Origin of the sequence: Mesobacillus harenae, assembly GCF_013343715.1 — a bacterium.
GTDB classification, from domain to species: domain Bacteria; phylum Bacillota; class Bacilli; order Bacillales; family Cytobacillaceae; genus Mesobacillus_A; species Mesobacillus_A harenae.
This window is the reverse complement of record NZ_JABUNR010000006.1, coordinates 12,943-25,858: the sequence shown is the minus strand read 5'-3', so window position 1 is coordinate 25,858 and position 12,916 is coordinate 12,943. Positions and strand designations below refer to the sequence as shown.

The following is a 12,916-nucleotide window of genomic DNA, read 5'->3' as shown; positions in this document are numbered from 1 at the left end:
AACACTATTTATAAGAACCCCCACCAATTAACTAGCCAAGATAAAATTTTTTAAAACTCTATTAAAATTTTATTCTTCCATAATTGCGACAACACGACTCCATCCAGCACTTGCTCCATCGATTTTTACCGGTAAGGCGATCACTGTAAATCCGTACGGCACTGGAATGGACTCTAGATTAGCTAAACGCTCAATTTGTAAATACTCCTGTTCTTTTCCGTAAAGGTGAGACTCCCATAACTGGCTTCTATCGCCTTTCTTAGCTTCCTCCACCATGACATCAAATGGACGATCTAATCCCCAGGCATCAATGCCAATCATACGTACACCCTTTTCTACTAAGTATTGAGTCGCTTTTCGACTTAGACCGGGATGCAATTGGTCGTATCCCTGCTGGCCAAATTTTTTGGATGTATCTGTCCGAATTAGGACTATATCATATGGCTGAATATCGTACTCAATCTTCTCTAATTCAAGCTGGACATCCTCATCAGTAATGCGTTCGCCTGCTTTCTTGTGACTCATGTTCAAAACAACGCCATTTCCAATACACCATTCAAGTGGAACTTGATCAATCGTCTTTGCAGGCTGCCCGCCCGAGGTAGGACCATAATGATAGGGAGCATCCACATGCGTACCAGAATGTGTGGATAGAGTTACATTTTCAGCAGCCCAACCATGTCCGTCTGGCCAATCTTCTTTATTAAGTCCAAATAACTTATTACTAACGGCTAAACTTTCTTCGTGATCCACATAATCAATCTTATGGGGATTAGCTTCAACTGCACTGGTTTTGTTACTTAAGCAGTCACTTAGATCTATAATTAACTTTTTGCTTGATTTCTTAGAAAAAAAGACCAACGAACCTCACCCTTTCCTAAGATATTATTTTGTTTTTTAAAATTCCAATTCCTTCTACCTCTAGCTCAATTACATCATTCGGTTTTAAAAAGCGATTGAGTTCTAATCCACATCCAAAAGCCATAGTCCCTGAACAAATGACTTCACCGGGATATAGAGTTTCCTCTTTTGATATAAACTCAATGAGCTTTGCAAAAGAGTAGTACATATCTGAACTTCTGGCATCTGACCATGTTTCTCCATTTACCCTTGCCTTGAGACTTATATTGGTAGGGTCCAGTTCATCACTTGTAGTAATACAAGGGCCAAGAATATTTCCATTTGTAAAGTTTTTACTTTTACTCGGTCCCATTGAGGTAGACATATCTTTGCGTTGGTAATCTCGTATGCTAATGTCGTTAAAAATGGTATAACCCATAACATATTCATGAGCCTTTTCTGCTGGAATATTAATCCCTTTTTTACCAATCACCGCAGCAAATTCAAGTTCAAAGTCCAGTTTGTCCCCAAAGCTTGGCCACGGGACATTATCGCCTGTCCCTGCAATGGCAGTATGGCTAGTTCGGTAATAATAAGGCCGTTCGTAAAAGAAAGCAGGTAATTCAGTCAGGCCTACTTCCTTCAAAGAATTCTTGAAATGAACCTCACTATTCAACGTATCTCTAATAGAAACTGGCTGAAGAGGAGCTTTTAAAGTAATTTCATCTAAAGGGAATATAATTCTACCCATTTCATTGTGTGCCAATTGATCTATAGCTTTTGACTCAATAAAACTATGGGCGGTTCTTGCTGCCTCAAGTGAAAACACACCCCCTTGTATAAAAGAAAGCATATTCTCTCCTAAAATAGCCTTTGCTTTTTCATGCGCTCTAGCACTTTCTTTCTCCTCATGTAAAAAAAGAGCGTATGAGTGAACCAAATCAATCACATCTGTATTTCGCAGTATTCCTATTCTTTGAAAACTGCCTATAGCGGTTTTTACAACATAAGTCACCAATTTCAACTGATTCACCTACTTCTTTACAAAATTTTTATTTCGCGTGTTAAATAAATAGGGGAAGCAGTTAAATACATCCCCTATCAATAGTTCTATTTAGCTACTTCAGCAGGTACATCATATGTCATTCCGAATTCAGGCATTACCTTTGTTGCAAAAAGCTCAAGCTGCTTTAAGCCCTCTTCTCTCGGGATCAATCCCCAGTGGAATAACCAAACAAAGTATTCTAAGTTTGGCACCCGGTTGAGGACTGCCTCGACCTGACGCTTCACATCATCTACAGTCCCGCCAAGAAGTATTCCGCTATTTGTTAAGCGATCCATCATATGCTCTCCTGGCTTTGGAACTGGTCCCTCTTCACCTGTGAATCGTGTCCCCTCCATAAATCCAAATTCCTTATACCAGCCTTCCCACACAGGCTTCTCATACTTTTCAACAGCCTCATATAACTCTGAACGGTCATTTACGATATGGAAGGTACGACACAGACCAACATTTTCGCCGAATCCAACTGTCCGTCCTCTAGAAGCAGCTCCCTCTTGATAAGATCGAATTAACTTCTCCACTCCATCCATCGGTCCCCACAAGATCGTTGGGGATATATCTTCTTCTCCGCACCATTTTAACGTTCGTTCACTTGCTCCAAAGGCCTGAAACAACTTAGGGTGTGGTTTCGTGTATGGACTTGGCACAACACTTACCGCTTTTATGGTGCCATTTTCATCCACTTCTCCTGGTGTGCCGTATGGAAGAGTCGTTGAGTGTGTTGGCGGCCAATTCGGAATTCCATCAATAGGATTCGGAATTTTATAGGTTGGCCCGTCGTACTTAAGCAGGTCCTCTGTCCAGGCCATTTTCATGATTTTATAGTGCTCTTCAAAAATGATGCGATTGTTCCTATCCGCCTCTGATTTATCAGAGGAAGTTGAAGTTACATTGAATTTCTGGCCAATAATGTTTTGCCAGCGAGCCTGATACCCGCGGGCTAATCCAACAAAGAATCGGCCCTTAAGCATATGATCAACCATCGCTGCCTCTTCAGCTAACCGAATTGGATCATGAGTTGGCAAGACGATCCCTAATTGTCCATGGTTCAATTTTTTCGTATATTGTCCAAGATAGGCATTTAACAGAAGAGGTGAAGGAGAGTTTTCAAGACCTTCAGAGTGAAAATGATGCTCAACATGAGTAATTCCCCAGTACCCTAATTCATCCGCAGCCTTTACCAATTCAACTAATCCTGAAAGTGTGTTTTGATACGCATCACTATTTCGGCCAATTGGTCTAAGTCTTTTCATTTCTTCTACTCCACCCATTGATGGGTATACTTGCAAAATAACCTTAGTCATATAAACGCCTCCATTTTTTATTTTGTTAAATGATGTAATCGGTAATTTCATCACTTACTAACCTATATTGCAAAAATCATGCCAAGATCTAATTATTCAAAAAATACAGGTAAACCAGGTGCTTCTAGTACTTCTTGTTCAAAAAAAGTGTCTCACTGTATGTCCGGAAAACAAAAAGCGGACACTTCTTATCTTCTGTTGTATCTTAATCTAGCAATTAACTTGATTGTTTTATTTATCTATCACTCAATCATATGGTAGCTAGTTTTTTCGTCTTTATGTTCAAATCGCTCTTTATGCTTTTTGTGGGATAAAATCTTTTGTTTACTTTTTCAATATCACTGGTTATTTGGTCTATTAATTGTTCTACTCCAGAAAAAAGGATTTCTTCTCTTAAATAAAAGTAAACATCCACTTTCAATATTGTGTTGTAGATTGTTTTGTTAAAGTTAAATATATGCACCTCATAATGTATAGTTTGATCCCCATCATTAATGGTTGGCCTTAAGCCTATGTTCATAATTCCATCATATATATTATTTTCAAAATGAACCTTAACCCCATATACACCGTTAACTAAGTGTTTTTTATCATGATCAACATCCAAATTAGCAGTTGGGAATCCTATTTTTCTTCCTAACTGTTTTCCTTTGATGACTGGACCGCTTAAAGAATCTATAAGATCGTTCTTCTTTAGTTCTAGGATTTTACTTATTTTTATGATGGGAATATTATAGACCAACGATAACTTTTTAATGTCCTTTATCTTAGCAACATTACCGTTTTTGCTTAATATCTCACACATGTATGCGATTGGTTTAACTGAAGCCATCTTCGCTAAGTCTTGAATGGCTTCAACGAAATCCACACGTTGAAGAAGTCCTTTATCTTTGCCTATCAGTGGAAATACATGACCAGGCTTTTGAAAATCATTTAACTGAATATGATCAACTGAAACTGCTTTAATCGTATCGGAACGTTCAAAAGCGGATATACCAGTGGTACAATCCTTATAATCAATTGAAATGCCAAATGATTTTGATTCATAATTTATATTGTTTTCTACCATTAAAGGCAGCTTCATTTCCTCTGCTTTTTCCTCAGTAATACAAACGTAGATTAATCCCATTCCTATCTTTGTCATAATGTTTACTTTCTCAGGATTTACACTTTCTGCAACCCCTCCTAAATAAGCCATTTTAGTTTTCATATCATCATAAATAATAATTAAGTTCCCATCTTTTAATCGGTTAATAACATTCTTAACAGAAACACCGGACATAAAAACTCCCTCCGATCTCAAATAATTACATTTAGTCATCTTATGATGTAGAACATTCGTTACCGCTAAAGTTCTTTAAACTCGAAAGATGGCTAAGGGATAATAACTATTCATCTAGTTATTCATCACCTATTAAAATTATATTTAGCTACTTCTGCAGGTACATCATCTGTCCTTCCGAATTCAGGCATAATCTTTGTCGCAAAGAGCTCAAACTGCTTTAATCCCTCTTTTCTCAGGATCGATCCCAAGTCCACTCCATCCATCGGTCCCAACATGATCGTTGGAGAAATATCTTCTTCTCCATACCATTTTAACGTTCTTTCACTTGCTCCAAAGGACTGAAAAAGCCTAGTTTGTGATTTCGTGTATGCACTTGGCACAACACTTACCGCTTTTATGGTGCCATTTTCATTCACTTCCCCTGGTGTTCCGTATGGAAGAGTCGTTAGGTGCGTTGGCGGACAATTCGGAATCCCTTCATTTAATCATGTGAACGCCTCCATTTTATATTTTTTAAATGATGGAATCGGTAATTCAATCACTTACTAACCTATATTGCAAAATTCGTGCCAGGTTCAAAAAACATAGGTAAATCAAGTAAATTCTAATACTTATTGCTTAAAAAAGGTGTCTCACTGTATGTCCGGATATCAAAAAGCGGACATTATTACTGAGAAAATTTAAACTGCAGAAATTTATGACGCTCTCGTTAACCTGTTAAAAAAGGCGAGCCGAGGAAAGCAGCTGCTAATAAATGAGAAAATCCCCGGCATATGTACCGGGGATTTTTTGATTTAAACTTGGTCACGTATTTTAAAAGTGATACCATCATCTACAAATTTTCTTGTTGGAGGCTATCATGAAGAAGGTTGTTAAAGTTGTTGCTGCTATTATTGAAAACGATCAAAATGAGACTTTATGCGCGCTTAGATCTCCTGAAATGGCAACCCCGAATATGCGGGAGTTTCCAGGTGGTAAAGTGGAAAAGGATGAAGATATTTACTCAGCCCTTGTGAGGGAAATTGATGAAGAACTAGGTTGTGAGGTTAAGACATCGGATGAAGTGTTCAATGACACTACACACGAATATGACACCTTTACGATTAACTTAATTTCTATTAAGGGTACCATTGTCAAAGGCACTCCAATGCCGAGTGAGCACAGCAAGCTGCTTTGGCTGAAAAAAGAAAACTTACACTCTCTCATATGGGCACCGGCAGACAGTCCCAGCAGTTAAACGTATCATCCATAAAAAATAGTCTCCTCATATTGAGTAGACCTCAAGTGGAGCCAAAAAGCCTTATAAGAATTCTTTTTCCACGATCTTGTGGTGAAAAATTATATATTAGTTCCTTTAAAACAAGATTCTTACTAATACCAAACTGATTGTTCCCATGATAACAGAAGATGCTAGCCCGACTATCAAAGGTCTTACCCCGACAGACTTAATCTTTTTAAAATCGGTTCGAAGGCCAACACTTGCCATCACCATTAATATAAGAAATTTAGCAACATATGAAGTAATTTCAACAAAATTTGTTGGAAGCGAAATAACTGTATTTAGAGATGCAGCACCAACAAACAATAAAATGAAAAAGGGAAAGACCTTACGAATTTTTAATTTGTTGTCCTCATCTGAATTCAGCTTAGAGTTTTTAAATGAAATATATAACGATAAAATGAGTGCAACTGGTACGAGCATCAATGTTCTAATTAATTTTACTACTACAGAGGCATCACCCGCCGATTGACTGTAACTGTAGCCTGCTGCCACTACTGAAGAAGTATCATGGATAGCTGTTCCCACCCAAACCCCAAACTGATTATCAGGAATTGATAATAAATGACCAATTAAAGGATAGATGAGGACTGCCAGCACATTAAAAGCAAATATAGTATTAACTGCATAGACGATCTCCTCATCTTTTGCTTTTATGATCGGTCCTGAAGTTGCGATCGCAGTGGCACCGCAAATTCCGGTGCCTAAACTAATAAGTAATGGAATATTTCCTGTTAGCTTAAACAATCTAGCCACAAAATAAGTTAAAAAAATACCTATAACAACAGCAATTAATACGATGATAATGGCATTTAAACCAACATTAAAAATTTGGGAGAAACTGAAGCTAAAACCAAGCAGAACAATAGCAAGCTTTAATAACCTGGTAAATGTATAACTAATTCCCTCTGAAAATACCTCTGGGACACTTAAAAATTGCCTGATAAGGATTCCTATGACGATGGCTATTACGGCTCCGCCAATAAGCGGGAAATCCTTTCCTAAAGAATCAGCTATAAGGCCGATGACGATTACTAAAGCAATACCAGGTAAATTCTTTGACTCATATAATTTTGAGAATATATTTGGTAAAATTGTAACTTTGGATCTTGTGGGTTGATGGATTTCTAGTAAGTTTTTCATCAGAACCCTCCTTAATTGATTAACTGCATAAAAAGTCAGCATAATGACTAAATCTTGTTTAGGAATAATTATGAATTTATTTATCTGTAATGTAGAAGAATGAGAATATATTTTCTACACATAATCACCAAATTAATCGTTACCTAAGTCCACTGCGGACTTATTCTTAAAGTTAGAGTCATTTTTTATCTGCTCAATTAAAAAATCTTACAGTTCTTCGAAATCATTCTATTGACCTCTTACTAGATTGCCTAGATATATGGTTAATGGTCACTTCAGATGTTTTCCACACTCCGGAAATGAAGCGAAAGGTAGGACCGTGTGAGTAGGCAGCTGCTGGACCCGCAAAATATAAATTTGGGATCGATGATTCAAAATATTCATTTAGTTTGGGCTCGCCTTGTTCGTTGATTTGCATATAATTAACAAATGATTGGAGAAAGAAAAGCTTATTAACTGAAAATCGATATCCTGTTGCTGCAATCACATGATCATAAACGGCAGAGCTCTGATCGTTAAAACTAACAAGTAATTGTTGATTTTCTGTTAAAAAAACCTGATCGATCATTGTATTTGGTCTTTGTGTTACTTTCCCTTCAACTAATGGAATTAGAAAATCGGAAACAGTAGGTCTCTCTAGCTGCCGGCGTATTTCTTCTTTTTCCTGGTACGATAAAAAGTAAAATTTCCCAGCTAATTCTTTTTGTATAGCATTCGTGTTTTTATCTGGACTTAAACGTTGAGGCCTGCGGTATACCAATTCAACTTCAGCACCTGCTTGGTATAATAATGCTGCTGCCTCCCAAGCGCTTTGACCGCCTCCTAAAACCAATACAGATTTATCTTTAAATGACCGATAATCTGTATGATCTGCGGTGTGTGAGATATAACTTTTAGAGAACTGTTTAAAGTTTTCCGGAATGTATTTCGCATTTGTTAGACCTACGGCAATGATCACATTCTTTGCTCGTAATGTAGTTCCATTATCAGTCTCTAAAACGAAAAAATTTTTAGATTTTAAAACTTTGGTAATATAGGAATTTTCAACTGAAATTTTCGTTTTATTTATAAACCAATTAGCATACTCTACTAATACAGAGCGAGGCATAGGATAGGTCAAGTTAATATTTCTTTCAGACTGATAGTTTTTTAATGTAAATTGATTGTCCGGATCAGATAATCCTGTATGTTCCAATAATGTACGGATATACATATTAGGAGGCATTTTTGAGTGCCAAAACTCCATGGGATAACCAAACACTCTATAATGAAGACCAGCCTTTTTTGCATGGGCAGCCATTGAAATTCCATATGGACCTGCTCCAATAATTGCTACATCTAACACCTATATCCCCCCTTGGAGTTGGAGCTTTACTTCTCCCCTATAATTGTTCACAATCCGAGAATTAATGTTCCAAAGCATCTTTGATTTTTACCCTTCTTGAAATGGCTACGATTACTTTAGGTAAAATAATACGGCTAACACCATACGGATAACTTGAAAAGCGGTTACAAGCGGAACATTGGCATCAATCGCAACAGCTGTTATGCTCATTTCAGCTACTCCTCCAGGTGCAGTGCTAAGTATAGCTGTAAGCAAATCAATGTTTCCCCATTTCGTTAATAGAAATGCGGTTAGAAGACTCAAAGCCGTTAATGAAATGCCTGAGAAAAAGCCAAGCAGCAAATACTTATGTACTCGTAGAAATTGCTCTTTTTAAAATAAGTCCCAATTGTTATTCCGATAAAAACTTGAGCAAGATGAAGCAAAATAGAGGGCATTTCAACCAAATCATAACCGGACAATGAAATAACCGAAATAATCATTAAAGGCCCAGTAAAATAAGGGATAGGAATTCTTAAAACTTTTCCAATAAATATCCCTAAAATTCCTAGTCCGATTAAAAGGAAAACGTCAAAGAAACTATAATCCTCAATCGCATTTACCGTAACTGCAGCGGAAGGTTTAGAATCTGCAGCGAAAAACATTATGGTTGGGATAATTGCAACAACTAATACAATTCGCAGGGTTTGCTGGATTGCAATAATCTCCGGTTTCCCTCCTAATTCTTTCCCTATTTCAACCATTTGTGATAATCCGCCTGGTATGCTTCCGAAAATAACGGTCATCCAGTCAAGTTTAAAAAGTTTTTTATAAAAGAAACCGTTTATCATGCCAAGCATAATAGTAACTAATGACATCACAACAATATATTTGATATTGTCAACAATCACAGCCCCCGTACTCGGAACAAAATAAAGACCTAAAGAAATACCTAGAATGAAAAAACCGGAAATCGTACAAGACGGAGGGATATATGCCTCCCTATAGGTCATTGTGAAAATGAGGGTAAAGAGCATGGGACCAAGAACCCATGATAACGGTAAATTAAAAAAGGAAAATGTGTATCCGCCAAGTAATCCAAAGGCAAATATATATAAAAACCGGAAACCCTTTTCTTTATTGAAACCGACTCTTAACCTCATCATATTTTCCATCTCCAAAACCTAAAGATCTACAAGACAAACCCTCATTAGAAAAGATTTGAAACCATTAAAACATTCCCTCTTACATTTTTTGGAATAAATGTTCCGGAAGTTGGCACGATAATATTCTAATATCGGGAAACTTTTAATTAATTCAGAACTCATGGGAATTCATAAAAACTTATGGGAATTAATTTTAAATTAATAGCCCTTTCACCAACAAAAGTAGATCTGCCGGCAATACCATAGTTAGAGCATTTAAGCTTTTATTTTCTTCTTAATATATCTTTCTATAAAACTTGTTGTTGTATCTCCTCTCTCAAATGCCTCATGACTTAAAACTTGTATTAGCATAGGGATATTTGTTTTGATCCCCTCGATCTTATATTCTTCTAAAGCGTTAATCATTTGTTTAATGGAAGAACGACGATCTTCAGCATGGATAATCAGTTTTGCAATCATGGGATCATAAAAGGGAGTAACGGCAGATCCTTCTTCCACTGCCAACTCATGACGAATACCTTCTCCTACTGGTATTCTGAATTTGCTTATTGTGCCTGGAGAAGGAAAGAAAGTTATCGGATCCTCTGCATATATTCTTACTTCTATCGCATGACCATTACGTTTGACCTCTTCTTGCTTAAACGATAGCTGCTGTCCTGCTGCTATTTTTAACTGTTCCTCGACAAGATCAAGTCCTGTAATTTCTTCCGTGACTGGATGCTCAACTTGCAGCCTTGTGTTCATTTCTAGAAAGTAAAAGTTTTTTTCTTCATCGACAAGAAATTCAATCGTTCCAGCGTTTTTATAGTTAAGAGATATTGCTGCGTTTACCGCAGTTTCTCCCATCTTTCTTCGGGTTTCTTCATCTAAAAATGGCGAAGGTGCTTCTTCTACCACTTTTTGATGTCGGCGTTGAATGGAACATTCTCGTTCCCATAAATAAACAGTGTTCCCCTGTTCATCTGCTAGAATTTGAACTTCAATATGGCGAGGATTTTCGATGTACTTTTCAACATACATGGCTCCGTCTCCAAAGAAGTCTGTCGCTCGTTTTTGATTCCCTGAAAATGCTTTTGTTAATTCCTCATTGTTACGGACTAACTGCATGCCAATGCCACCCCCGCCTGCGGATGCCTTTAACATGACTGGATAGCCCATTCCTGCAGCAATCTCGACAGCCTCCTCAGCATCTTTTAAATGATAGGTGATACCTGGTACGAATGGAACACCTGCTTCTTTCATTGCTTTTCTCGATTCTATTTTGCTTCCCATTTTAGCAATGACGTCTGGAGATGGGCCAATGAAAGTGATTCCCTCTTTCTCACACCTAAGGGCAAAGTTTTCGTTTTCCGATAAAAGACCATAACCAGGATGAATTGCTTCAGCCTCTGTCTCTTTGGCAACTTCAATAATTTTTTCTACATTTAAATAACTTTCATTTACTCGAGCTCCACCAATTAGATAGGCTTCATCTGCCATTTTGACATGTGGAGATTCTGCATCTGCTTCGGAATATACAGCAACAGTTTTAACTCCAAGTTTATTACATGTTCTAATAACTCTAACAGCAATCTCTCCTCGGTTAGCAATAAGTATTTTTTGAAACATTACACTCCACCTCGTATTCTCTTGATTTTATGAGTTTTTATTTTCTCGTTTCGCACCTAGCTTAAATAAAGCCGCCCTTACTTTCAAAATCAGAAAGTAAGGGCATCAATATAGGTTAACCTTCTATTATAACGGCAACCTCCCCTTCAGATACTGAGTCACCTTCCTTCACCTTAAGCTCTTTCACAGTACCACTTACTGGAGATAATAAAGGGATTTCCATCTTCATGGATTCCATGATAATTAGCGTATCATCTTCCTCGACTTGAACCCCTTCACTTACTTCAATTTTCCATATAGAACCTGTTATTTCTACAGTCACTTCAGTTAATGCCATTTTGTATACCCCCATATATTTAATAACTTGTTGGCCATGCGCGCATCAAATGTTGGCCAATACCGTTTGTTAATCGCATTTGGTGAATATCTAGCATATCTATCAAGTAGTCTCTTGTTTCTCTTGGATCAATAACTGACTGTGTTCCATAAACAGCCGCCATATCGTAAGCTGAAGTATCTTTTTTCATTTCTGTTAGCAGTTCTTGGAATCTCTCAGGATCATCTTTTTCGTTAACACCATACACAATACTGACTGCAGAACCTGGATCCATAAAACTAACGTCTGCAGTCCACCAGGCAACCGTTTCGTCAGCATTACCGCCACCGCCCATATTTAAGAACGCCTGGCCATAGCTTTTCCGTAAAATAACCGATATTTTAGGGACTGTGCATAAAGAGAGTGCATTCATCCAGTTCATTACTTTTCCAGGCATGCGCTTTTTCTCAGCCTCTATCCCTATTAGAAAACCTGGCTGGTCTACCATAAAGACAAGCGGAATATTATAAGAATCACATAATACTAAAAAGCTGACGACCTTATCACATGCATCTGCATCAAGAGCTCCGCCTTTCATTAGCGGGTTATTGGCAACAACTCCGACGGTTTTCCCATTTAGTCGAGCCAGAGAGGTTACGACCGTTTTGCCGAATTTGGGCTTTAATTCAAAATAACTATCCTTATCAACGATGGCTTTTATTACCTTACGAACATCATAGACACTTTTGTTTGATTCAGGTATTAATTCCAATATGTTTTTAATCGCCTCATCTGACCCTTTTGGTACAGGGGCAATAGGGGGTGCTTCATTATGATTACTTGGCAAATAACTTAAAAATGTTTTAATAGCGTCGATGGCTTCCTCATCGGTTTCAACGACCATATCAGCGAAACCGGTCGTTTCCGAATGCATCTTCCAGCCCCCTAATACTTCAGGATCAACTTGTTCTCTTGTGGCGAGAGAGGTTAACCGCGGACTTGAGACTGCCATAATCGATCCTTTTTTCATCACATTGAAATCTGACATGGATGCATACCAAGCAGATGAGCCAAAACAGTTTCCTAAAACTGCAGAAACCCAAGGGTTTTCCCTCATTCTTTGATACTGTGTTGGGTTCGATGAACCTCCCATACTATCAGCACCCATTACATCGGGCATTCTTGCTCCTGTTGACTCACCAAGGAAAACAACTGGTATCCCACGCTTTTTAGCAACACTTTTCATATGAGCCATCTTCTTACTGTTTGTTCGGCTGCTGGAGGAACCCATAACCGTAAAATCATTTACGATCGCACATACATCCCGTCCGTTTATCTTTCCGAATCCTGTTACTTTTCCATCCGCTGGAGTCTGATCCTTTTTCTCTGGCCGAAAAGATGTTGCAAACAATCCAGATTCAACAAAAGTCCCATCATTAAACAAATAATCCATTCGTTCTCTCGCATTTAGTATCCCTTGTTCGCGCAGCTTGCTTAGCTTTTTCTCTCCACCCATACGCATGGCTTCTTTTTTTCGCCGTTCATGCTCGGCAATCTGTTCTTCAAATTTCATAAGATTGGCACCTCC

The 12,916-nt window shown here is 37.9% G+C and carries 11 protein-coding genes and 1 pseudogene; 1 reads left to right on the top strand and 11 read right to left on the bottom strand.

The window, feature by feature from the left end; translation table 11 throughout:
- Nucleotides 1-69: 69 nt before the first annotated feature.
- The 5 genes from HRJ06_RS08745 to HRJ06_RS08725 form a co-directional block, all read right to left on the bottom strand.
- Nucleotides 70-861 (bottom strand): cyclase family protein, encoded by a 792-nt coding sequence (locus HRJ06_RS08745; protein WP_174732043.1) that lies wholly within the window; start codon nucleotides 859-861, stop codon nucleotides 70-72.
- A 16-nt stretch (nucleotides 862-877) separates the two neighbouring features.
- Nucleotides 878-1,855, bottom strand: coding sequence for a fumarylacetoacetate hydrolase family protein (locus HRJ06_RS08740; RefSeq protein ID WP_338421072.1), 978 nt, complete (start codon nucleotides 1,853-1,855; stop codon nucleotides 878-880).
- A 95-nt stretch (nucleotides 1,856-1,950) separates the two neighbouring features.
- Nucleotides 1,951-3,207 carry an LLM class flavin-dependent oxidoreductase gene (locus HRJ06_RS08735; RefSeq protein WP_174732037.1) on the bottom strand — a complete coding sequence of 419 codons (1,257 nt, stop codon included), beginning with the start codon at nucleotides 3,205-3,207 and terminating at the stop codon, nucleotides 1,951-1,953.
- Nucleotides 3,208-3,457: 250 nt separating this feature from the next.
- Nucleotides 3,458-4,489 (bottom strand): 3,4-dihydroxy-2-butanone-4-phosphate synthase, encoded by a 1,032-nt coding sequence (locus tag HRJ06_RS08730; protein ID WP_174732034.1) that lies wholly within the window; start codon nucleotides 4,487-4,489, stop codon nucleotides 3,458-3,460.
- A 125-nt stretch (nucleotides 4,490-4,614) separates the two neighbouring features.
- Entirely contained in the window at nucleotides 4,615-4,908 is a 294-nt protein-coding gene (locus tag HRJ06_RS08725) for a hypothetical protein (RefSeq protein ID WP_174732031.1), read from the bottom strand.
- A 443-nt stretch (nucleotides 4,909-5,351) separates the two neighbouring features.
- Between HRJ06_RS08725 and HRJ06_RS08720 the strand changes: the two genes are divergently transcribed.
- The gene (locus HRJ06_RS08720; RefSeq protein ID WP_174732028.1) at nucleotides 5,352-5,729 is read left to right on the top strand and encodes a (deoxy)nucleoside triphosphate pyrophosphohydrolase; all 378 of its coding nucleotides are present in this window, start codon (nucleotides 5,352-5,354) and stop codon (nucleotides 5,727-5,729) included.
- A gap of 117 nt (nucleotides 5,730-5,846) precedes the next feature.
- Here HRJ06_RS08720 and HRJ06_RS08715 read toward each other — a convergent pair whose 3' ends face one another.
- The 6 genes and pseudogenes from HRJ06_RS08715 to HRJ06_RS08685 all read right to left on the bottom strand — a co-directional run bounded on the left by HRJ06_RS08715 (nucleotide 5,847) and on the right by HRJ06_RS08685 (nucleotide 12,901).
- A complete protein-coding gene (locus HRJ06_RS08715; RefSeq protein WP_174732025.1) occupies nucleotides 5,847-6,914 on the bottom strand; it encodes a YeiH family protein in 1,068 nt (355 codons plus the stop codon).
- A 223-nt stretch (nucleotides 6,915-7,137) separates the two neighbouring features.
- Entirely contained in the window at nucleotides 7,138-8,259 is a 1,122-nt protein-coding gene (locus tag HRJ06_RS08710) for an NAD(P)-binding domain-containing protein (protein WP_174732022.1), read from the bottom strand.
- A 111-nt stretch (nucleotides 8,260-8,370) separates the two neighbouring features.
- A pseudogene (locus tag HRJ06_RS08700) lies at nucleotides 8,371-9,401 on the bottom strand (AbrB family transcriptional regulator).
- A gap of 258 nt (nucleotides 9,402-9,659) precedes the next feature.
- Complete coding sequence (locus HRJ06_RS08695; protein WP_174732013.1) at nucleotides 9,660-11,012, bottom strand: acetyl-CoA carboxylase biotin carboxylase subunit; 1,353 nt, start codon at nucleotides 11,010-11,012, stop codon at nucleotides 9,660-9,662.
- Nucleotides 11,013-11,127: 115 nt separating this feature from the next.
- Nucleotides 11,128-11,349, bottom strand: coding sequence for a biotin/lipoyl-binding carrier protein (locus HRJ06_RS08690; protein ID WP_174732009.1), 222 nt, complete (start codon nucleotides 11,347-11,349; stop codon nucleotides 11,128-11,130).
- A gap of 19 nt (nucleotides 11,350-11,368) precedes the next feature.
- Nucleotides 11,369-12,901: an acyl-CoA carboxylase subunit beta gene (locus HRJ06_RS08685; protein WP_174732006.1), complete on the bottom strand. Its 1,533-nt coding sequence runs from the start codon at nucleotides 12,899-12,901 to the stop codon at nucleotides 11,369-11,371.
- Nucleotides 12,902-12,916: the final 15 nt, after the last annotated feature.